A 22619-nucleotide genomic window follows, 5' to 3' on the forward strand; every position below is an offset into this window, starting at 1 on the left:
AAAAACGTAATAAAAAGAAGAGTAATTCAATAGTATATTGTGGCAGATTTATTCCAAAAATATATAGGATTTGTTAATTTTTTCTATTTTCCAGAATAAATAACCGGTATTTTTGTAGCATAGTAGCGAAATCATCTAGCCCACAAAAAGCAATACTCTCGTTATCGTAATAACTCATGCCCTCTTCCATTTCATCTGTTTCAAAATGTAATGTATTCGCTCTTATCATCACTTCTTCGTCATCAATAGAAAGGCTGTATTCTTTACCGATTAATTCCCACTGTCTTTCACTACCTTTAATACCTTCCATTTCTTCAAGAATTTGATCTATCAGACTAATATCGCCCTGAATTTCATCATTCAGCCAATAGCCTATTGCTTCATGATCCATCGAAAAACGGGCTAGTATACCGCCAGTGAGATCTCGCTGAAATTCATAATCCATGGTGTACGCCCCTTATTAAGCTGCTACTTTTTGATAAAAAATATCTTATTCTTATTATGACAAAAATAACAAAAAACGGGAGGCATTTGCCTCCCGTTTGTTCATATAAAATACTTTAAAGCAATAAATTAATCGTTATACCGTTGTTTGGAAAATAACTTGGTCTGCTTTGTCTGTATATTGCTCTAGTTGGTCAAAGTTTAAATAGCGATAAGTATCTTCTGCGGTTTCATCCACTTTACTCATAAAGTCCAGATACTCTTGTGGCTCAGGTAAACGACCTAATAATGACGCAACTGCGGCAAGCTCCGCAGAAGCAAGATACACATTCGCACCTGTACCTAAACGATTAGGGAAGTTACGTGTCGATGTTGAAACCACTGTTGCACCATCAGCAACGCGTGCTTGGTTACCCATACACAATGAACAACCCGGCACTTCGATACGTGCACCACTCTTACCAAAGACGCTGTAATAGCCTTCTTCCGTTAATTGTGCCGCATCCATTTTTGTTGGTGGTGCAACCCATAAACGTGTTGGTAATTGACCTTTATGCTGATCAAGCAGTTTGCCCGCAGCACGGAAGTGACCAATATTGGTCATACAAGAACCAATAAACACTTCATCAATTTTGCTGTTTGCCACTTCTGAGAGCAGACGTGCATCATCAGGATCATTCGGCGCACATAAAATTGGCTCTTTGATCTCATTTAAATCGATTTCGATAACAGCCGCATATTCTGCATCTGCATCAGCTTCAAGTAATTGAGGATCTTTCAGCCAGTTTTCCATTGATGTAATACGACGTTCGATAGTACGGCGGTCGCCATAACCTTCAGCAATCATCCATTTCAGTAAGATGATATTAGATTGCAGATATTCAATGATAGGCGCTTTATCCAGTTTAATCGTACAACCTGCTGCTGAGCGCTCTGCTGATGCGTCAGCAAGCTCAAATGCCTGTTCTACTTTAAGCTCTGGTAAGCCTTCAATCTCAAGAATACGACCAGAGAAAATATTTTTCTTACCTTTTTTCTCAACTGTCAGTAAACCGTCTTGGATCGCGTAATAAGGAATAGCATGAACTAAATCACGCAGTGTCACACCCGGTTGCATTTCACCTTTAAAACGTACCAGAACAGATTCTGGCATATCTAATGGCATTACTCCTGTTGCCGCAGCAAAAGCCACTAAGCCTGAACCTGCTGGGAATGAGATACCAATAGGGAAACGAGTATGTGAGTCACCGCCTGTACCAACAGTATCGGGCAGTAACATGCGGTTTAACCATGAGTGGATAATACCGTCACCAGGACGCAGTGAAACTCCGCCACGGTTCATAATAAAATCAGGTAAGGTGTGATGTGTTGTAACATCTACTGGTTTTGGATAGGCCGCGGTATGACAGAATGATTGCATCACTAAATTAGCAGAGAAACCAAGACACGCCAAGTCTTTTAGCTCATCACGGGTCATTGGACCTGTGGTATCTTGTGAACCCACAGAGGTCATTTTTGGTTCGCAATATTCGCCAGGGCGAATACCTGTACGACCACAAGCACGACCAACCATTTTCTGTGCTAAAGAGAATCCACGGTTGCTTTCTTCAACAGGTTTAGCATGACGGAACAATGTGCTAACCGGTAAACCTAGCGATTCACGCGCTTTTGACGTTAATCCACGACCAATGATCAATGGAATACGACCACCAGCACGCACTTCATCAATTAATACTTCTGTTTTCAGCTCAAAGGTTTCCAGTAACTCATTTGTTTCATGGTTACGAATTTCACCTTTGTATGGGTAAATATCAATAACATCACCCATATTTAATTTAGAAACATCGACTTCGATTGGGAGTGCTCCCGCATCTTCCATAGTATTAAAGAAGATAGGCGCGATTTTGCCGCCAAGAACAACACCACCACCTCGTTTATTAGGAACGAACGGAATGTCGTCTCCCATAAACCAGAGTACAGAGTTAGTTGCTGATTTACGTGATGAGCCAGTCCCAACAACATCACCAACATAAGCCAGTGGGAAGCCTTTCTTATTTAATGCTTCGATTTGTTTAATTGGGCCTACGCTACCCGGCTGGTCAGGCTCAATGCCTTCGCGCGCATTTTTCAGCATTGCTAAAGCATGTAATGGGATATCAGGGCGGGACCAAGCATCAGGTGCTGGAGATAAGTCATCGGTATTAGTTTCACCAGTGACTTTAAATACGGTAACAGTAATTTTTTCCGCTAGTGCAGGGCGCTCAGTAAACCACTGTGCATCAGCCCAAGATTGCATAATTTGCTTAGCATAAACGTTGCCTGCTTTCGCTTTTTCCTCAACATCATAGAAGTTATCAAACATCAGTAATGTGTGAGAAAGCGCTTTGGCTGCAATTGGTGCTAACTTATCATTTTCCAGAGACTCAATTAATGCATGGATATTATAGCCACCTTGCATGGTGCCTAATAATTCAACAGCTTTTTCTGGTGTGATAAGAGGTGATGTGGTTTCGCCTTTCGCGAGGGCAGTTAAAAAGCCCGCCTTAACATAGGCAGCTTCATCAACTCCGGGTGGAACGCGGTTAACAATTAAATCAAGAAGAAATTCTTCTTCACCTTTAGGGGGATTTTTTAATAGCTCAACAAGTGCGGCTGTTTGTGTGGCATCGAGAGGTTTTGGAACGACACCTTCAGCTGCACGCTCTGCTACGTGCTTACGGTATTCTTCTAGCACGACTGTCTCCTCGCTTCTTTGTCATTTTGTATAACCCGGCTGTCTGCACCCTGTCTGTTGAAGGATGCCAGGTCAGAGGATCTTTTGCTCGCATAAAACATAAGAGGTTGTAAAATTATGCCCAGCTAAGGGCTATCAGCATAGCAAATCTTCAACACGATGTTAATTCGTTCACATAAAAGTAACATTAATCAGATTCAAATATCCACTTATTCAGATTAAAACACTTAAACAAAATATATAACAGAGACTTTTAACCAAGATTTGGGTTAATAACCACACTTTTTATAGTTTTTTTAATACCCAAATTAGCACTAAAGTGAAATTAACGGTTAAATAAACGACTAATGCACATAATAATCGATATGAGTCTTCACAAAACAGTCATATTCTAAATAGAAACCATAAAAAAAGAGCCAAGTTCTATAAAGAACTTAGCCCTTATCATTTAAACAACTTTAGTAAACTGTTTTCAGTAAACGAGTCGCTTATTTTTTCTTTTTCGCTTTTGGATTTGGCAGGTCAGTGATGCTACCTTCAAATACTTCCGCAGCCATACCAATTGATTCGTATAACGTTGGGTGAGCATGGATAGTTAATGCGATATCTTCAGCATCACAACCCATTTCAATTGCCAGACCGATTTCACCTAACAGTTCACCACCGTTAGAACCAACAATTGCACCACCGATAACACGGTTAGTTTCTTTGTCGAAAATCAGTTTAGTCATACCATCAGCACAATCTGATGCGATTGCACGGCCTGATGCCGCCCAAGGGAAAGAAGCCACTTCATAGCTAACACCTTTCTCTTTCGCTTCTTTTTCAGTCATACCAACCCATGCAACTTCTGGTTCAGTATAAGCGATTGATGGAATAACTTTAGGATCGAAGTAATGTTTCTTACCAGAGATAACTTCTGCTGCAACGTGACCTTCATGGACACCTTTGTGAGCCAGCATTGGTTGACCAACGATGTCACCGATAGCAAAGATGTGAGGTACGTTAGTACGCATTTGTTTATCAACATGGATAAAGCCACGATCATCAACTTCGATACCTGCTTTACCCGCGTCTAACAGTTTACCGTTAGGTACACGACCGATAGCAACTAATACTGCATCGTAACGTTGTGGTTCTGCTGGGGCTTTTTTGCCTTCCATTGTTACGTAGATGCCATCTTCTTTTGCTTCAACCGCAGTTACTTTGGTTTCTAGCATCAGGTTAAATTTCTTGCTGATACGTTTGGTAAATACTTTAACCACGTCTTTATCAGCAGCAGGAATAACCTGATCAAACATTTCAACTACGTCAATCTGAGAACCCAGAGAGTGATAAACCGTTCCCATTTCCAGACCGATGATACCACCACCCATAACCAGTAAACGCTCTGGTACGGTTTTCAGTTGCAGTGCATCTGTTGAGTCCCATACACGAGGATCTTCATGTGGAATGAATGGTAATTCGATTGGACGTGAGCCGGCAGCAACGATTGCATTGTCAAAAGTGATGGTAGTTGTACCTTCAGCACCTTCAACAGACAATGTGTGAGAACCAGTGAATCGTGCTTCGCCATTAACGACAGTAACTTTACGGCCTTTAGCCATGCCAGCTAAGCCACCCGTTAACTGAGAGATAACTTTATCTTTCCAGATGCGAATTTTGTCGATATCTGTTTTTGGTGCGTCAAATACAACACCGTGTTCAGACAATGCTTTCGCTTCTTCGATAACTTTAGCAACGTGGAGTAACGCTTTAGAAGGGATACAACCCACGTTCAGACAAACACCACCTAAAGTAGAGTGACGTTCAACTAAAACTGTTTCTAAACCTAAGTCAGCGCAACGGAACGCCGCGGAATAACCCGCAGGGCCTGCACCGAGAACCACTACCTGTGCTTTAATTTCAGTACTCATCGTGACCTCATTATTTATTTGTCCGGCGAGTCAGACGATAATCCATATTTAACACCGAGACTTACATACCGCATGCAGTTTACAGAAATGTTAATAAACTGAAAAGCGCTCTAACATGACGGATCTCACAACCTAAGATGTATGACTGTAAAACCCATCACTGTAATCAGAGAAACCGGCGCTAAGCACCGGTTTTAAAATTACATTACCAAACGACGTAAATCACTCATGTACTGATTAATCAGAGTGATGAATCGAGCACCATCAGCACCATCGATCACACGGTGATCGAAAGATAGTGACATTGGTAAAATCAAGCGTGGTACGAATTCTTTACCATTCCATACAGGTTTCATAGAAGAACGGGAAAGTCCCATAATCGCAACTTCTGGTGCGTTAACGATTGGTGCAAAACCGGTAGTACCGATACCACCAAGGCTAGAAATAGTGAAACATCCGCCTTGCATATCTGCTGCTGTCAGTTTACCTGCACGCGCTTTCTTAGAAACTTCAGCTAACTCATAAGACAGTTCGATAATGCCTTTTTTGTTAACATCTTTGAAAACAGGAACAACAAGACCGTTAGGTGTATCTACTGCGATACCGATATTGATGTATTTTTTCAGGATCAGTTTCTGTCCATCTTCAGAGATAGAGCTGTTAAAACGAGGCATATCTGCCAGCGCTTTCGCTGCTGCTTTCATTACGAAGACTAATGGCGTGATCTTAACATCCAGTTTTTTCTTCTCTGCTTCTTTATTTTGCTGCTTACGGAATTCTTCAACCTCAGTAATATCTGCTTCATCAAACAGATTTACGTGAGGGATCATCACCCAGTTACGGCTTAAGTTAGCACCAGAGATCTTCTGGATACGGCTTAATTCAACTTCTTCAATTTCACCAAACTTGCTGAAGTCAACTTTCGGCCAAGGTAACATGCCAGGTAATCCGCCACCTGCATTAGCTGGCGCTGATTCAGCACGTTTAATTAATTCTTTCACGTAAGACTGAACGTCTTCACGTAAGATACGACCTTTACGACCAGTACCTTTTACTTTCGCTAAATTCACACCGAATTCGCGCGCTAAGCGACGAATAACTGGTGTTGCATGAACATAAGCATCATTTTCAACAAACTCTTCTTTCGCAGCTGGCGCAGTCGCTTGTGCTTTAGCTGGTGCTGCTGGTGCAGAACTTGCTGGCGCTGGCGCGGTTGCTGCTGGTGCTTGAGCGACAGGCGCTGCACCGGCAACTTCGAAAGTCATGATCAGTGAGCCAGTTTTCACTTTGTCACCCACTGCAATTTTGATCTCTTTAACCACACCTGCAAATGGTGCTGGCACTTCCATTGAAGCTTTGTCACCTTCAACTGTGATCAGAGATTGTTCTTCAGAGATGGAATCACCTACTTTCACCATCACTTCAGTAACTTCAACTTCATCACCGCCGATATCTGGAACATTCACTTCTTTCACAGCAGATGCTGCTGGTGCAGATGCCGTTGGAGCTTGTACTGGTGCTGCTTGAGCAACAGGTGCGCTACCTGCAACTTCAAATACCATGATAAGAGAGCCTGTGCTCACTTTATCACCTGTTGCAATTTTAATTTCTTTCACTACGCCAGCAAATGGTGCTGGTACTTCCATTGAAGCTTTGTCGCCTTCAACAGTAATCAGTGATTGTTCTTCAGCAACGCTATCGCCCACTTTTACCATCACTTCAGTGACTTCAACTTCGTCACCACCGATATCTGGAACGTGAACTTCTTTCAGCGCAGCTGTTGCGGGTGCTGCGGCTGGTGCTGGTGCAGTTGCTTGAGCTGGTGCTGCTTGCGCGGCACCTTCTGCTTCAAAAATCATGATAAGAGAACCCGTTTGGACTTTATCGCCTACGGCAATTTTGATCTCTTTAACAATACCCGCTTGTGGTGATGGGACTTCCATAGACGCTTTATCGCCTTCTACGGTGATTAAGGATTGTTCTTCCTCAATACGGTCACCCACTTTCACCATCACTTCGGTGACTTCAACTTCATCAGCACCGATATCTGGGACTTTAATTTCAATAGACATTCACTTTACCTCTTACGCCAGACGTGGGTTTACTTTTTCAGGGTTGATGTTGTATTTTTTGATTGCTTCTTCAACAACCTTCACATCAATCTCACCACGTTTAGCTAATTCACCTAATGCAGCAACAATCACATAAGAAGTATCAACTTCAAAGTGGTGACGCAGGTTTTCACGGCTATCAGAACGACCGAAACCATCAGTACCTAATACGCGGTAATCATCTGCTGGTACATAAGTACGAACTTGTTCAGCAAACAATTTCATGTAGTCAGTAGACGCAACAGCTGGTGCATCATTCATAATTTGAGCGATGTAAGGTACGCGTGGTGTTTCTGATGGGTGCAGCATGTTCCAACGTTCACAATCTTGACCATCACGAGCCAATTCAGTGAATGAAGTTACGCTATAAACATCAGAACCAATACCGTATTCAGCAGACAGGATTTCTGCGGCTTCACGAACGTGACGCAGGATAGAACCTGAACCCAGTAACTGAACTTTACCTTTCGCACCTTCGTGTGATTTCAGTTTGTAGATACCTTTACGGATACCTTCTTCAACACCGGCTGGCATTGCTGGCATATGGTAGTTTTCGTTCAGTGTAGTGATGTAGTAATAAACGTTTTCTTGTTTATCACCATACATACGCTCTAAACCGTCTTGCATGATAACAGCAACTTCATAAGCGAATGCTGGATCATAAGAGATACAGTTAGGGATAGTCAGCGATTGAATATGGCTATGACCATCTTCGTGCTGTAAGCCTTCACCGTTAAGTGTTGTACGACCTGAAGTACCACCTACTAAGAAACCACGTGCTTGTTGGTCGCCTGCTGCCCAGCATAAGTCGCCAATACGTTGGAAACCAAACATTGAGTAGTAGATATAGAATGGGATCATTGGCAGATTGTTAGTGCTGTAAGATGTTGCAGCCGCTAACCAAGATGCGCCAGCACCCAGTTCATTGATACCTTCTTGCAGAATCTGACCTTTAACGTCTTCTTTATAGTAAGCAACTTGCTCACGGTCTTGAGGCGTATATTGTTGGCCATTCGGGCTATAAATACCGATTTGACGGAACAGACCTTCCATACCGAAAGTACGTGCTTCGTCAGCAATAATTGGAACTAAACGATCTTTGATAGATTTGTTTTTCAACATCACGTTCAGAGCACGAACGAATGCGATAGTTGTTGAAATCTCTTTAGATTGTTCTTCCAGTAATTGGCTGAAATCTTCCAGTGTTGGGATATCCAGTTTTTCTTCAAAACGTGGACGACGAGCTGGTAAGTAACCGCCTAAATCCTGACGACGTGCGTGCAGGTATTTGTACTCTTCTGACTCTTTGTCAAAAGTAATATAAGGCAGGTCTTTGATTTGCTCATCAGCAACAGGAATATTGAAACGATCACGGAAATGATGAACGCCATCCATGTTCATTTTCTTAACTTGGTGAGCGATGTTTTTACCTTCTGCCGTTTCACCCATACCATAACCTTTGATGGTTTGAGCTAAAATAACAGTTGGTTTACCTTGAGTCTCTTTTGCTTTTTGGAATGCAGCAAAGACTTTCTTCGGATCGTGACCACCGCGGTTTAATGCCCAAATCTCATCATCAGTCATGTCTTTAACTAATGCAGCAGTTTCTGGGTAGCGATTGAAGAAGTGTTCACGAACGTAAGCACCGTCACGAGATTTAAACGTTTGGTAGTCACCATCCAGTGTTTCATTCATTAATTGAACGAGTTTACCAGAAGTGTCTTTACGCAGCAGTTCGTCCCAACGGTCGCCCCACATCACTTTGATAACGTTCCAGCCAGCACCTGCGAAGATACCTTCTAGTTCGTTAACAATTTTACCGTTACCTGTCACTGGGCCATCAAGGCGCTGTAAGTTACAGTTAACAACGAAGCACAGGTTATCTAATTTTTCGCGAACAGCGATAGTGATAGCACCTTTAGATTCTGGTTCGTCCATTTCACCATCACCTAAGAACGCATACACAGTTTGTGCAGTGGTGTTCTTCAAGCCACGATGATTTAAATATTTCAGGAACTTAGCCTGATAAATTGCAGATAGTGGTCCCAGACCCATAGAAACTGTTGGGAACTGCCAGAATTCAGGCATTAATTTAGGGTGCGGATAAGAAGATAAACCTTTACCACCAATTTCTTGACGGAAGTTGTTTAATTGATCTTCTGTTAAACGACCTTCTAAGAATGCACGTGCATAGATACCTGGGGAGATATGACCTTGGAAATAAACCAAGTCGCCGCCATCAGTTTCATTTTGCGCACGGAAGAAATGGTTAAAGCACACTTCATATAAAGTTGCAGAAGATTGGAATGACGCCATGTGTCCGCCGAGTTCCAAATCTTTTTTGGATGCACGCAGAACCATCATTACTGCGTTCCAGCGAATAGCAGAACGAATACGACGCTCTAATTCCAGATTGCCAGGGTAAGCGGGTTCATCTTCAGCAGGAATGGTATTGATATAATCACTGTGTACAGAACCGCCTAAAGCGATATTAAGACCACCATTACGGGCTTGTTTTAATACCTGATCAATCAGGAACTGTGCACGTTCAACACCTTCTTCACGGATGACCGAGTCGATCGCTTGTAACCAGTCGCGAGTTTCGATCGGATCCACGTCATTTTTCAGCATATCTGACATGGTGTATTCCTTATCTGTTATCTGTTTTTAATGGTTATGGGAGCCTATCTTCCCGTTCTACCCATCTGATATGACGGGAAGATAGGCCCTGCTGTTATTACCGCTTCCCCTGAAAATCACAGGGCGATAGATAGTACAGACTCAGCGGTCAGGATCTGTGCTACTAAAATAAATCCGGATGTTGTTGTAGCCGGCGCAAAGAGCGCTCACGGCGAGTATGTTCACGACTCATATCCAACAAAACATCTTCAATAAAGGCTAAATGGCGATGTGATGCTTCACGCGCAGCTTCTGACTCTCTATTAATAATAGCCTGATAAATCTGACTACGATGCTCACTTACTGCTGTTAACATCTCTTTACGAGTGTAAAGAAACTCAAAATTCTGGCGGATATTTTGCTCAAGCATTGGCACCATGCATCGTAATAGATGCAATAAAACGACATTATGAGCAGCTTCCGTGACAATTAATTGATATTGCAATACAGCTTCAGACTCAGCGATTAAATCACCCTCTTCATGGGCTTTCAAAATGCAATCATGGCTAGCTTTGATACGTTCAAGATCTTCATCAGTACCACGTAATGCAGCGTAATATGCAGCAATACCTTCAAGTGCATGACGAGTTTCTAAAAGATCAAATTGAGATTCGGGATGCCCGCTAAGCAGTTGAGCTAAAGGATCACTAAAACTTTGCCAGAGATTATGCTGAACAAAAGTACCACCGCCTTGGCGACGGAGTAAAAACCCTTTAGCTTCTAACTTTTGGATTGCTTCACGCAATGAAGGCCGAGATACATCAAATTGTTTTGCCAGTTCACGCTCAGGTAAGAGTTTCTCTCCCGGACGCAGAGTACCTTCTAAAATCAGATGTTCAAGCTGTTGCTCAATAACATCAGAAAGCTTAGGTTGGCGGATTTTTGTATAAGCCATATTGCTGGAAGCCATTATTGGATAACTATTACCTTAGTGATTGAGTTGTCAATTGGTAATACCAATTTAATATAACGGATAATAAAGTAACAAAGTATTCACTAACTGTCCATACAGTTGTTGAGCGAAATCATAAAAACCTGCAAATTTTAACAAATTATTTTAAAAATTCATCAAAATTGATAACTAGATCGCATTACACAGAAACGCTAAAAATAAATTTTTTAACGTTTTTTAAACACATAAACAATCAAACTGAAGCGTGACAGCAATATTATTTTGAATTTAAATTCATAATTTATAATTTTAAATTCGATTTAGGTGGTTATTTTGTTAACAAACTGCGGTAATAAGCCCAATCAAAGTGAGGTCCTGGATCAGTTTTTCTATTTGGTGCAACATCACTATGCCCAGTAATGTTTTCTTCAATAGCAGGATAAAGAGCAATAAGCGATTGAGTTATCTTCACTAATTGTTGATATTGCTGCTGGGTAAAATCGCATTCATCAGTACCTTCAAGCTCAATACCAATAGAGAAATCATTACATTTTTCTCTGCCTTTATATAAAGAAACACCAGCATGCCACGCTCTCTCAGTAAAAGGCACATATTGCACAATTTCTCCATCACGACGAATAAGGCAATGAGCCGATACTCTTAAGCTAACAATCTCACTAAAAAAAGGATGGTCTTGCTCTGATAATGTATTGGTGAAAAGCTGGTCAATATAAGGTCCACCAAATTGGCCAGGAGGCAAACTGATATTATGAACAATTAATAAAGAAGGCTGCTCACCTTCGGGTCTCTTATCATGATTAGGTGAAGGAACTTGTCTAGCATCGATTAGCCAACCTTGTTTAATTTCCACATCAACCCTCTTTTATTTTGTTTTAGCCATTATCAATAATGTTATTAACGCATACTCATCAATAAATGCGAACTTTCCCTCAATAATAAAGGCTAAATATGTATATCTCCTTTTTCTTTTCGATATTTTACTCAAACTTTATTTTATCTATTCGCCAATAAAGTCCTTTTTTTTCATACTTCTAGTGTCTATTACTCAAGGAGGACGCTAGATGAATGTACTTAATTATCACTCTAATGAAAATGGTTTTACCCTTATGGAGCTTATGATTGTAATTGCTATCATCTCGATTTTAAGCTCTGTTGCTATTCCGGCTTATCAAGGTTATATCCAAAAAGCCGCATTAACCGATGTATTGCAAACACTGTCTCCCTATCGTTCTGCAATAGAATTATGTCGCTATGAAAACGAGCCTCAACACTGTAATTCTGATTCAACCTTTATACCGCAACAATTCCGTAGTCGATATTTGTCCGATATTAATGTGTTAAACGGTGTGATTAGTGCAATCGGAAAATCACAGCTTGATGGTCTGACGATCACAATGTCGCCAGAGAAAGGAATTAACGATCTTCTTCCGATATGGAAAACACAATGTTCAACAGCAAATCTTACGTTGCAAAAACAGTGTAGTGAGATTTTAAAATCATATTAGTGCTTTAGATATAAAGGAGCACTCATATTGAGTGTTCCTATTACGCACATTAAACATTGAAGACAACACAGATAAATCAAAAAGTATAAAGAGGTGAAGAATGGATATCACACACTCTGCAACAGAATTTATTGAACATCTATTACGTGAAAGTATTTTAAAACGCGTCTCTGATTTACATATAGAGCCTCAACAAACCAGTGTAAGAATTCGAGCCAGAATAGATAATCACTTATATCTATTATCATCTCCTCCAGATGAATTCTCTGAAGGAATAGTCACTCGATTAAAGGTACTTGCTAACTTAAATATTGCAGAAAAGCGGTTACCTCAAGATGGGCAATTTAGTTGGTCTTATAATGAAAAAAACTATTCAATACGAATAGCGACACTCCCCACGCTGTATGGTGAAAAAGTTGTTTTACGACTTATAAATAATTTACAACAACCAGAATTAAATCATCTAGGTTTTCAACCCTCGCATTTAACGCTATTAAAGAAATATTTAAATTTACCGCAAGGAATGATTTTAGTCACAGGGCCAACGGGAAGCGGGAAAACACTCACTTTGTATAGTTGTTTACACTATTTAAATAAAGAGAACCTAAATATAAATAGTGTTGAAGATCCGATTGAATTACCTCTAAAAGGTATTAATCAAATTCAAATTTCTGAAAAATCAGGGATCTCATTTACGACAATATTACGAGCATTACTACGCCAAGATCCTGACATTATAATGGTAGGTGAGATACGTGACCAATCGACTGCTGAAATGGCAATAAAATCAGCGCAAACAGGGCACCTTGTATTATCAACCTTACATACTAATTCGGCTTCATCCACATTAATGCGTCTATATAACTTAGGGATTGAAAAAGATCTTATTCATTCCTGTGTTAGTTTAATTATTTCACAACGATTAGTTCGTTGTTTGTGCCCTCACTGTAAAATATGCTTATCCAATAAACAGCATATTAGTATAAATAAAGAAGAGGTCGAATTACCAAATTGGCAAGCTGTTGGTTGCCAGCAATGCTGTTCAGGCTATAGCGGAAGAACGGCTATCTATGAATGCTTTGAACCATCAAAACAAACACACTCATCCCTTTATCATCTACTCTATTCAGGTTTTTCATTAATTAAACAAGGCATAACAACACTTGAGGAGGTTTATCAAACGCTAGGAGATATTGAATGAGATTACAGCTAATTTATCGCTATGATGCATTAAATTATCAAGGAGAATGGTGCACTGGAAAAATACTTGCCTCCTCTAATAATGAAGCATTTATTAACTTAACTCAACAACAAAAAGTTCCCATAAAAATCCGTTTATATAAAATCGTTTTATTTCAAGATGCTGATAAACAATATCGAATTCAATTATTCGAACAATTAGCTTTATTACTTCGTTCTGGTTTAGCACTTCTTCCTGCATTAACACTATTAAAAAATGAATGTCGTTACTCACATTGGCAATGTGTATTAGAAGATATTATTTTTAACTTAATGCAAGGAGGCTCACTTTCTAAACAATTAAATCGCTATCCACTTTATTTTCCAACCTCACTAAGTCGTTTTGTTTTTATTGGTGAAGAAAGTGGGAAGTTAGATGAAGTGATTACTCTGCAAATAATACAGTTAAAAAAACACCGAGAGATTGTAAAAAGAATCAAAAAAGCTTTTAAATATCCTATTTTTTTACTGACTGTATTAGTTTTTATTACCAGTATTATGTTGCTCTATGTTTTACCTGAATATCAATCTTTATACAGCGCTTTTAATACAGAACTTCCTCTTTTAACACTCGCCCTTATTGATTTTTCACAATGGCTTACTGATTATATCTGCATGATAGTGTTTATCTTTATCGGGTTAATATTTATTTATCGTTTGATTCGTTACTCTTTATCACCCTTTTATTTTGCTGAACAAGCTCTCTTTCTTCATCTTCCCTATTTAGGTAAACTTTTAAAATATCAGCAGCAACATCTTATTTTTCAGATAATCAGTATTACACAACAAGCAGGATTACCTTTATTACAAAGCTTAAAAATAGGAACAGAACAACTTACACACCCTATTTATAAGCGAATCCTTTCTCAAATGAGTGATCACATTATGCAAGGTAAATCGTTGAGCTTATTTATGAAGAATGAGCCTCTTTTTACACCTATTTGTTATCAGTTTATTATTTGTGCAGAAAGCTCAGGGCAGTTACTCTATTTTTGCCAGCAATTGAGTGATTGGTTTTATCATCAACTCGATGAGCAATTAAAGACAATTAGTGCTTGGTTAGAACCAATGCTGATGACGGTCATTGCATTGATTATTGGCACATTAATCATTGCTATGTATCTTCCTATATTACAGTTAGGTGATACTATACAGTGAATCACAAGTTTTATGAGTAACATGCTGTTACTCTGTATTGCACTAACTTATTGATTGATGGTAATTCTATTACATATTATGAGGTAGGGTGTCAGGGTAGCAGAAAATCATCTATCATAATAACCGAATAAAACCCAAATATTGCAGTTATTATCTTGTGATAAAAACAAAATTAGGCTTTAGAATACTTGGACTAATAGTAAATTTTAATTCATTAAAAACAGATAAACACAAATGGCTTATACGGTTGCTCTTACAGGCGGAATAGGCAGTGGTAAAACTACCGTTGCTAATGCTTTTGCCTCATTAGGTGTACCTCTTGTTGATGCTGATATTATTGCTCGATTAGTGGTAGAGCCTAACTCCTTAGGACTAAATGCATTGCATCAGCATTTTGGTGGTTGCATTTTGCTACCCGATGGCTCATTAAACCGAGCACAGCTGCGCCAGATTATTTTTGAAAATAATGAAGAAAAAACTTGGGTTAACAATCTTCTTCACCCATTGATACAGCAAGAGACTCAAAAACAGATACAGCAAATTACAGCGCCCTACTTTATTTGGGTTGTTCCATTATTAATTGAAAATAAATTAACGCATCTCGCCTCTCGCGTTCTTGTTGTTGATGTTACACAGGAAGAGCAAATAGAAAGAACCATGAAACGAGATGGCGTAAGTCGAGAGCAAGTTCTCAATATTTTAAAAGCTCAAGCTCAAAGACAGGAACGATTAGCCGTCGCTGATGATATTATTGAAAATCACGATAATAGCCAAAATATGATTGGAAAAGTTAAGCAACTCCATCAGCATTACTTAGAATTAGCTCAACAAGCGTTACAGGACAATTGCCATGAGTGATGACATCACAACAATCATCTTCGAACATCCCCTCAATGAAAAAATGCGTTCATGGCTTAGAATTGAAAACTCATTGATTCAGATTAACAGTTTTAGTGCAATTGATTCATTACCCACGGCACTCTCGTTTTTCCGTGCGATATCAGAATTTATTGAAGTACTTGATCGTGGCGAAATCCGCGCTGAATTACTTAAAGAATTAGAAAAAAGACAAAAAAAATTACAGCAATGGCTTTCATTTCCTAATGTTGATAAAGCGATTGTCACTCAAATTATTGATGAATTAGCTGAAAATGCTGCCGTATTAAGTCAAGCACCTCGCATTGGTCAGCATTTAAAACAAGATAAAGTCATCAGTTTAGTTAAACAGCGCCTAAGTATTCCTGGCGGATGCTGTAACTTTGATGTGCCAGCATTACATTTGTGGTTAAGCTTACCTCAAGCAACCCGTGATGAAAGATTACAAAGCTGGTTGACGGGTTTATTGCCATTACAAAATGCATTAAATAGTTTGCTCATGCTTATTCGCCAATCAGATACATTTAAGCCCGCGCTCAGTCACCGTGGTTTTTATCAAGACAGCGCTGAAGAAGGTGAATTGCTACGTCTTAAGATAGCCATTGATCACCAAATCTATCCTCAAGTCTCTGGGCATAAAAATCGCTATGCGATCCGCTTTTTACCACTTGATAGTGAAAATGGAACAGTACCTCTAGAACTACCTTTTGAGATTGCTTGTTGCTAACATTATGCTTATTGATATGAGCATAAATCGCACCAACGAAATCTAGGAGAGATAATGAGCGAAGAATTAATTGTAAAATGCCCAACCTGTCAAACAGAAGTTGTTTGGAATGAAAGCAGCCCTTATCGTCCTTTTTGTAGTAAACGTTGCCAACTTATTGATTTAGGCGAATGGGCGGATGAATCAAAACGCATTCCCAGCCAAAGTGATATTAATGACAGTGATGATTGGAGCGAGGCTCCGAAACAAGAGCCTAAAGACTTTTAATACTCTGATTAATAACATAAAAATAGCCACTCAATCGAGTGGCTATTTTATTTATAAACGCTTATTTAACACGATTCTACTTTTACTTACTTCTGCAATAACGCCACAATAGTGCGGTTAGCAGGCGGAAAATCATCAGCATTTAACGATCCAATAGATATCCACTTGAATTTTTGCCCCTCTTTACCATAGGGCTCATTATCCCATTGTGTGACTAAGAAAAAGGATAACGTAATGTGTCTATCTGGAAAATCATGCTCTACCGTTTCAAAAAGGGAGCATTGTGTTACATCAATACCGATTTCTTCTTGCAACTCACGGACTAGCGCCTGCTCTGGGGTTTCTTTATCTTCTAATTTTCCCCCCGGAAATTCCCAAAATCCCCCCATATGCGATTTTAGAGGACGTTGGGTGATAAAGACATTATTGTGTTGATCACAAATAATACCCGCTGCAATATGTAGCTTTTTTTTATCCATTATAGACAACCTATTGAATAGTCCAGTTATTATAACAACTTAACGTTATTATAACGTATATCCAATAGCGCTACTCTGGTTTTCTTTCCCTGATTATCTTGGTTGATTAGCGATATATAGGTAATAAACCGAACTGTGCTAATGTTTGACAAATAATTCCCACTGCACCAAAAGCGATAACGGCATAAATTAATCCTTTGCCGCCCCACACTTTAAAGCCTGAGTTTGGGAATTTCTCGCGTGCTTTTAGCGCCATAACCGCAGGACAAATAATTGCCCATACACATGCCGCGGTTCCTGCATAAGCAATTGCAATTAAGAAACCATTAGGGAAAAGTAAACATAATAGTAAAGGCGGAGTGAAGCATAAAACGCCAGATTTTAAGCGCCCTGTTTTGTTATCTTCAAATTTTAGTGATGCCAAAATATAGTCGAATAAACCAATCGCAACCCCTAAAAATGAACAGAATACGGCACTAATAGAAAACCATAATAAAAAGCCTTCAATATATTTACTATTTAATACAGTGTATAACGAATCAATAAAGGCATCTAAGTTACCGCCCTTTTGGATAATAGTAATAAATTGCTCACGAGGTAAATTCCCCATAGTACCAATCATCCAGAGCAAATAAATCACCAGTGCTAACACACAACCAATAATACAGCTTTTCACGACCTTTCTTTCATTTTCATGATAAAGCTTATAAAGGCTACAAACATTACCATGATAACCAAAAGAGGTTATAGCATAAGGAATGATGATAAAAATAAAAGGATAAAGATATAATTGACTTTTGCCTTCAAAGGTAGCAGTAAATAATAAATCGCCTCTCGCTTTGAAGAATAAGCCCGAGAATGCTAATACGAATAGAACAATCTTAATAAATAAAAATATTGAGGTTAAACGGCTGGCACAAGCGCCTCCCCACCATATTGTTGCTCCAAGAACTATGGTAAATACAAAGAATATCACTCTAAGGTTTAGACTAAAGCCATATAATGATGAAGCTTCATAAATGATTGAACCCGCGGCAGAGATATAAGCATAAATTAATATATACAATACAAATATCAAGGAGGCATTCGCGAGATAACACGCCCATTTAGGTAATAACTCTTTCGATATATGAAAGTAGTTTGTTCCTGCGCCATATTTCGATATACATTCAAGAATATAAATTCCCGAATGAAACATAAAGAAACAGACAATAAATAATATAAAGAGTGAGTTAATAAACCAAGCACCAGACATTATTGTTGGTAGGCTAAACATTCCCGCACCGATCATGGCGCCGCCCAACACAAATCCCCCTACAATAATTGAGGGTTCTTTATTTCCCGACTTATTTTCCATTTTTTAGTCCTTACTGAAATAAGGATAGGGCTCTCGCATTGCACGAGAGCCATTATTATTGTGGAGTATTATTTATTTGATAGGTTTTAATCTAGCAGTAAAGTGTCTTAATACAGGTGGTTCATATTCGAACTCAAGACCTTTAAGCGTTTTAAACTTCTCTTTTAAACCGATAAGTGCGTCAGCAATATAATCCATATGGTCGTTGGTATAGACACGACGCGCAATGGTTAAACGCATAAATTCCATATCTGCGTGTTTTTGTTCTCCCGTTGCAGGATCACGCCCCAATAAGAACGAACCAATTTCAACAGCACGAACACCAGATTCTAAGTAAAGTGCGTTAATCACAGCTTGAGCTGGGAATTGATCACCTGGGATATGCGGTACTAGTTTTTTACAGTCAACGAAAACAGCATGTCCGCCAGTAGGATATTGAATTGGAATACCCGCTTCACGTAGACGATCACCCAGATATTGAACCTGACCAATACGATAGTGTAGATACTCTTCTTCAGTACCTTCCTCTAAACCTTGTACCATTGCTGCCATATCACGACCCGCTAAACCACCATAAGTCACAAAGCCTTCCATTGGTACACAGCGCTGTCTTGCTAATGTGAATACTTCTTCATTATCACGAATTGAGACTAAACCACCGATATTTAACAGAGGATCTTTCTTCGCTGACATTGTTAATGCGTCAGCATATTTATACATATCTAAAATAACTTCTTTGATGGTCGCATTTTTATATTTAGGATCACGCTGTTTAATGAAATACGCATTTTCACAATAACGCGCTGAGTCCATAACAACAAAAATACCGTGTTGTTTTGCAATTTCGTAAACTTCTCTTAAATTATCCATTGAAACAGGCTGACCACCAGCACTATTACAGGTCACTGTTGAAACAATGGCAACAACGTTATCAGCACCATGTTTAGCAATATTTTCTTTTAATTTAGCAATATCAAAATTGCCTTTCCAATCATCATAGGTTTCTGAATCAAAGGCTTTTTCAGTCACAATATTAATTGCTTTACAGCCATTTAATTCAACGTGCGCTGCTGTTGTGTCAAAATGGAAGTTAGAAATAAATACAGGATTTTTCGCTTTTCCATCTTTTTGTTTATATTTTAATAATACTGGAAAAAGAATATTTTCAGCACCACGTCCTTGGTGAGCAGGAATAATATAATCGTAGTTAAACAACTCTTTGGCTTTATCTTTTAAATCATAATAGTTTCTCGAGCCTGCATAAGCTTCATCACCTGTTATCATTGCTGCCCACTGGTGATCACTCATTGCGTTAGTACCAGAGTCAGTTAATAAATCAATATAGACAGCATGACTTGGTAATAAGAATGGGTTATATCCTGCTTCTTTTAATGCAGCTTCACGTTCTTCTCTTGAAGGAACACGGATTTTCTCTACCATTTTAATACGGAATGGTTCTACGATTCTTTTAGCCATGATAATACCTTTAATATAAATTAAATAATAAAATTAAAAATAAATAAAATAGCCTTCCCATTTAAATTAAATGGAAAAGAGTATTAAATTATTTTGAATAGATATAAAAAAGGATTATTTTTCAGGGAAGAAGAAGGCGAGTTCAGAATCAATATTAAACCATTTCTTCAATCTGAAGAAACCTCTTAATATTATCAAAACATTAAATGATGAGAACATACTTTAACCCTTATCGTCAGGAAATAGTACAATTTACACGCTAATTTATATAACAGTTAAACACAATTAGTAATATAACAATAGTATATTTTGGATAAAAATCACACTATTTATAATTAATGATACATTAACGTGATCACTATCACTTACTTTATTATTTAATAAACTATTTTTTATAACTTAAATTTTTATTGATAATATTAAGTGGTAATACATGTATTTACATTGCATTTTCACAGAATGAAAGTTGCATTTAAATAACCATACTTTTTATCATGATTAATGATTTAACAATAAAATCCTAATCTTTTTACTTTCTTGCTAATCATTTTATTCATTAAAATGAAATAATAATTCATGAAATATTTATTCCAGAATAAAACATTAATAAACTTCCAAACAACAAATGAAAAGCTAATTAGCATTCTGCTTTTTTTATATCTTCGAATCTCCTCTCATTATTTGTTTTCTCTTTATAAAAAATGAAAAAATTGTAATTAACATAGCTGAATCGATGGTAGTTTAGGCAAGAAGAAAAAATAACATGAAAGATTATAACCATGAAAATCAATACACTAGACACCATTTAAATGAATCATTTGTTTAAGTAATGCTATTTGAGATATCAATCATTTTAGTTATGTCGCTATTTAATAGCGAAAGAAATAAAAATTTATCTTTATTTCGTCGATTTTTAATTTCTTTTCATATTGAGAGTAGCCGGTATTTATTATTCTAAAATTAACGATAATATAAAAACATTAATTATTATCTTTCTATATTTAAGCAATATTATTTATATTTGAATTAATACCTTTATATTGAGGTAAAATGAGAAAAAAAGTTATTTTATTAACACTATTAAGTGGTTTTTCAACCAGTGGATTAACAGCAAATGACGCCGGTTATTTAGGCTCGATGGGAGAATCGCGGCGCGCATTACAAGATAGCCAACGTGAAATAAATCAACTTATTGAACAAAATCGCTATCAACAACTTCAAGAAAATGTATTAGAGGTTTCACCTACCCCCACACTTATTACTGAATCAGAACATTGTTTGCCTATTAATGGGGTTTATGTTCAAGGAATTACTTTACTTAATGAAAAAGATCTTGATTCCTTAACATCATTACCAGAGCAATGTATAAAAAGTGCTGACGTTAACCGTTTAATTAAAGAGTTAACCCAAAGCTATCTTCAATATGGTTATATCACAGCCAGAGTCCAATTTTTACGTCCGAATCAAGAGCAACAACTTGGGTTGTATGTTATTGAAGGTTTTATTGAAAAAATAGAAGGTGGCGATAGAGGCGTTAATACCGCATTACTTTTCCCTCATATTGAAGGAGAGCCTCTTAAACTTTCAAAATTGGATCAAGGGCTCGATCAAGCAAATCGCTTACAATCGAATAAAGTTAAACTAGATATATTGCCTGGTACGCAATTAGGTGGCTCTATTATTCAGCTCACCAATCAGCGACAAGCACCGTGGCACCTAAATATTTCAAGTGATAATTATGGGCAAAAAAACTCAGGGCGCTGGTTAGTTAGAACGAATGCAAGCTTAGATAGCCCATTAGGGTTATCTGATTTTGTTAGCTTAAATGCCAGCATTACCACTGATAATCCCAATACACGTTTTAATCGTGCTTACACCCTACTCTATTCTTTACCTTATGGTGCATTGACATTCAGTACTTTTGGTAGCTATTCCGAGTATGAATTTCATCAAGCATTACAAACACGTACCGTACGTTTATCTGGTGATACCACACAAGTTGGTTTAAGGGGCGATTACGCTTTTTATCGTAGTCAAAAACAGATTGATACCTTAAATATACAGGTAACACATAAACGAATACGTAACTATTTCAGCCAAATCCGCCTTGATCTAAGTAGCCCTGCACTTACAACGGTAGAGCTAGGCATCAACCATTTACACATTGTTCCAAGTGGTGTTATCAGCGTTAATTTAAGTGCTGAGAAAGCCATTGGTTGGTTTGGTGCAGATGAGTCACCTCGTATTGCTAATGGCAATAGTAATGACTATCGCTTTACAAAAGTTAAGCTTTTTGCCAATTGGCAACATCGTTTTTCTATATCGAATTCTACATTTTTATTCAATAGCGCCTTCTTTGGTCAATATAGCCCCGACACCTTACCGGGTGTGGAATGGCTTAGTTTAACGGATAAAAACGCAATCCGTGGCTTTGATCAAAGCACACTTTCTGGCGATAACGGCGGCTATTTGCGCAATGCGCTTTCTTATCCTTATCGGATAAACACATTTTCAATCACCCCTCGAATTGGTCTTGATGCTGGTCGTGTTCAACAACATGGTAACTATGAAGGATGGCGTAGTGGCTATGGGCTAAGTTCGGGCTTAAACCTCCAATATCAAAAAGCACAGTTCGATATTGAAGTTGCCAAGGGGCATTTGCTTTACAACCCAACGAATTCCAATAAAACCAAAGACCCTACTCAAGTGTTAGTTAGATTTTCATACTTATTTTGATT

At 38.3% G+C, this 22619-nt stretch carries 18 protein-coding genes; 7 read left to right on the forward strand and 11 right to left on the reverse strand.

Annotated elements, in window-relative coordinates:
• Nucleotides 1–73: 73 nt before the first annotated feature.
• The 7 genes from JEP71_RS05035 to ampD all read right to left on the reverse strand — a co-directional run bounded on the left by JEP71_RS05035 (nt 74) and on the right by ampD (nt 11647).
• On the reverse strand, nt 74–445 hold the full coding sequence (locus JEP71_RS05035; protein ID WP_198620814.1) for a YacL family protein: 372 nt from the start codon (nt 443–445) through the stop codon (nt 74–76).
• A 135-nt stretch (nt 446–580) separates the two neighbouring features.
• Complete coding sequence (gene acnB / locus JEP71_RS05040) at nt 581–3178, reverse strand: bifunctional aconitate hydratase 2/2-methylisocitrate dehydratase (RefSeq protein WP_198625851.1); 2598 nt, start codon at nt 3176–3178, stop codon at nt 581–583.
• A gap of 488 nt (nt 3179–3666) precedes the next feature.
• Nucleotides 3667–5094 carry a dihydrolipoyl dehydrogenase gene (lpdA, locus tag JEP71_RS05045; RefSeq protein ID WP_075670832.1) on the reverse strand — a complete coding sequence of 476 codons (1428 nt, stop codon included), beginning with the start codon at nt 5092–5094 and terminating at the stop codon, nt 3667–3669.
• A gap of 200 nt (nt 5095–5294) precedes the next feature.
• A complete protein-coding gene (gene aceF, locus JEP71_RS05050; protein WP_198620816.1) occupies nt 5295–7166 on the reverse strand; it encodes a pyruvate dehydrogenase complex dihydrolipoyllysine-residue acetyltransferase in 1872 nt (623 codons plus the stop codon).
• Between the two features lie 12 nt (nt 7167–7178).
• The gene (aceE, locus tag JEP71_RS05055; protein WP_109371108.1) at nt 7179–9845 is read right to left on the reverse strand and encodes a pyruvate dehydrogenase (acetyl-transferring), homodimeric type; all 2667 of its coding nucleotides are present in this window, start codon (nt 9843–9845) and stop codon (nt 7179–7181) included.
• 163 nt (nt 9846–10008) lie between these two features.
• A complete protein-coding gene (gene pdhR, locus JEP71_RS05060; RefSeq protein ID WP_198625852.1) occupies nt 10009–10779 on the reverse strand; it encodes a pyruvate dehydrogenase complex transcriptional repressor PdhR in 771 nt (256 codons plus the stop codon).
• A 325-nt stretch (nt 10780–11104) separates the two neighbouring features.
• Nucleotides 11105–11647, reverse strand: coding sequence for a 1,6-anhydro-N-acetylmuramyl-L-alanine amidase AmpD (ampD, locus tag JEP71_RS05065; protein WP_198620817.1), 543 nt, complete (start codon nt 11645–11647; stop codon nt 11105–11107).
• Between the two features lie 211 nt (nt 11648–11858).
• Between ampD and ppdD the strand changes: the two genes are divergently transcribed.
• The 6 genes from ppdD (at nt 11859) to yacG (ending at nt 16569) form a co-directional block, all read left to right on the forward strand.
• Nucleotides 11859–12302 carry a prepilin peptidase-dependent pilin gene (gene ppdD, locus JEP71_RS05070; protein WP_198620818.1) on the forward strand — a complete coding sequence of 148 codons (444 nt, stop codon included), beginning with the start codon at nt 11859–11861 and terminating at the stop codon, nt 12300–12302.
• 100 nt (nt 12303–12402) lie between these two features.
• Nucleotides 12403–13503 (forward strand): ATPase, T2SS/T4P/T4SS family, encoded by a 1101-nt coding sequence (locus tag JEP71_RS05075; RefSeq protein WP_198620819.1) that lies wholly within the window; start codon nt 12403–12405, stop codon nt 13501–13503.
• On the forward strand, nt 13500–14699 hold the full coding sequence (locus JEP71_RS05080) for a type II secretion system F family protein (protein ID WP_198625853.1): 1200 nt from the start codon (nt 13500–13502) through the stop codon (nt 14697–14699). The genes JEP71_RS05075 and JEP71_RS05080 overlap by 4 nt, the downstream gene beginning before the upstream one ends.
• Nucleotides 14700–14933: 234 nt before the next feature.
• Entirely contained in the window at nt 14934–15557 is a 624-nt protein-coding gene (coaE, locus tag JEP71_RS05085; protein WP_109371118.1) for a dephospho-CoA kinase, read from the forward strand.
• Nucleotides 15550–16302: a cell division protein ZapD gene (zapD, locus tag JEP71_RS05090; protein WP_196533392.1), complete on the forward strand. Its 753-nt coding sequence runs from the start codon at nt 15550–15552 to the stop codon at nt 16300–16302. The genes coaE and zapD overlap by 8 nt, the downstream gene beginning before the upstream one ends.
• A gap of 54 nt (nt 16303–16356) precedes the next feature.
• Nucleotides 16357–16569, forward strand: a complete 213-nt coding sequence (gene yacG / locus JEP71_RS05095) for a DNA gyrase inhibitor YacG (protein WP_198625854.1) — start codon at nt 16357–16359, stop codon at nt 16567–16569.
• 86 nt (nt 16570–16655) lie between these two features.
• Here yacG and mutT read toward each other — a convergent pair whose 3' ends face one another.
• From mutT to tnaC, 4 genes are all read right to left on the reverse strand, one after another.
• Nucleotides 16656–17048: an 8-oxo-dGTP diphosphatase MutT gene (gene mutT / locus JEP71_RS05100; RefSeq protein WP_109371122.1), complete on the reverse strand. Its 393-nt coding sequence runs from the start codon at nt 17046–17048 to the stop codon at nt 16656–16658.
• Nucleotides 17049–17154: 106 nt separating this feature from the next.
• Entirely contained in the window at nt 17155–18405 is a 1251-nt protein-coding gene (locus JEP71_RS05105) for an aromatic amino acid transporter (RefSeq protein ID WP_198625855.1), read from the reverse strand.
• A gap of 72 nt (nt 18406–18477) precedes the next feature.
• Nucleotides 18478–19881 carry a tryptophanase gene (locus JEP71_RS05110; RefSeq protein ID WP_075670808.1) on the reverse strand — a complete coding sequence of 468 codons (1404 nt, stop codon included), beginning with the start codon at nt 19879–19881 and terminating at the stop codon, nt 18478–18480.
• A gap of 114 nt (nt 19882–19995) precedes the next feature.
• Nucleotides 19996–20100 carry a tryptophanase leader peptide gene (gene tnaC, locus JEP71_RS17745; protein WP_071788547.1) on the reverse strand — a complete coding sequence of 35 codons (105 nt, stop codon included), beginning with the start codon at nt 20098–20100 and terminating at the stop codon, nt 19996–19998.
• An 831-nt stretch (nt 20101–20931) separates the two neighbouring features.
• Here tnaC and JEP71_RS05120 point away from each other — a divergent pair.
• On the forward strand, nt 20932–22617 hold the full coding sequence (locus tag JEP71_RS05120) for a ShlB/FhaC/HecB family hemolysin secretion/activation protein (protein WP_198625856.1): 1686 nt from the start codon (nt 20932–20934) through the stop codon (nt 22615–22617).
• Nucleotides 22618–22619: the final 2 nt, after the last annotated feature.

Source organism: Proteus sp. PR00224 (genome assembly GCF_016238105.1).
Classification (GTDB): domain Bacteria; phylum Pseudomonadota; class Gammaproteobacteria; order Enterobacterales; family Enterobacteriaceae; genus Proteus.

What these genes read in the sequence shown, in the direction of transcription:
- JEP71_RS05035 (WP_198620814.1), bottom strand. Translation starts at nt 445, where the DNA reads ATGGATTATGAATTTCAGCGAGATCTCACTGGCGGTATACTAGCCCGT.
- lpdA (WP_075670832.1), bottom strand. Translation starts at nt 5,094, where the DNA reads ATGAGTACTGAAATTAAAGCACAGGTAGTGGTTCTCGGTGCAGGCCCT.
- aceF (WP_198620816.1), bottom strand. Translation starts at nt 7,166, where the DNA reads ATGTCTATTGAAATTAAAGTCCCAGATATCGGTGCTGATGAAGTTGAA.
- aceE (WP_109371108.1), bottom strand. Translation starts at nt 9,845, where the DNA reads ATGTCAGATATGCTGAAAAATGACGTGGATCCGATCGAAACTCGCGAC.
- pdhR (WP_198625852.1), bottom strand. Translation starts at nt 10,779, where the DNA reads ATGGCTTATACAAAAATCCGCCAACCTAAGCTTTCTGATGTTATTGAG.
- ppdD (WP_198620818.1), top strand. Translation starts at nt 11,859, where the DNA reads ATGAATGTACTTAATTATCACTCTAATGAAAATGGTTTTACCCTTATG.
- JEP71_RS05075 (WP_198620819.1), top strand. Translation starts at nt 12,403, where the DNA reads ATGGATATCACACACTCTGCAACAGAATTTATTGAACATCTATTACGT.
- JEP71_RS05080 (WP_198625853.1), top strand. Translation starts at nt 13,500, where the DNA reads ATGAGATTACAGCTAATTTATCGCTATGATGCATTAAATTATCAAGGA.
- coaE (WP_109371118.1), top strand. Translation starts at nt 14,934, where the DNA reads ATGGCTTATACGGTTGCTCTTACAGGCGGAATAGGCAGTGGTAAAACT.
- zapD (WP_196533392.1), top strand. Translation starts at nt 15,550, where the DNA reads ATGAGTGATGACATCACAACAATCATCTTCGAACATCCCCTCAATGAA.
- yacG (WP_198625854.1), top strand. Translation starts at nt 16,357, where the DNA reads ATGAGCGAAGAATTAATTGTAAAATGCCCAACCTGTCAAACAGAAGTT.
- mutT (WP_109371122.1), bottom strand. Translation starts at nt 17,048, where the DNA reads ATGGATAAAAAAAAGCTACATATTGCAGCGGGTATTATTTGTGATCAA.
- JEP71_RS05105 (WP_198625855.1), bottom strand. Translation starts at nt 18,405, where the DNA reads ATGGAAAATAAGTCGGGAAATAAAGAACCCTCAATTATTGTAGGGGGA.
- JEP71_RS05110 (WP_075670808.1), bottom strand. Translation starts at nt 19,881, where the DNA reads ATGGCTAAAAGAATCGTAGAACCATTCCGTATTAAAATGGTAGAGAAA.
- tnaC (WP_071788547.1), bottom strand. Translation starts at nt 20,100, where the DNA reads ATGTTCTCATCATTTAATGTTTTGATAATATTAAGAGGTTTCTTCAGA.
- JEP71_RS05120 (WP_198625856.1), top strand. Translation starts at nt 20,932, where the DNA reads ATGAGAAAAAAAGTTATTTTATTAACACTATTAAGTGGTTTTTCAACC.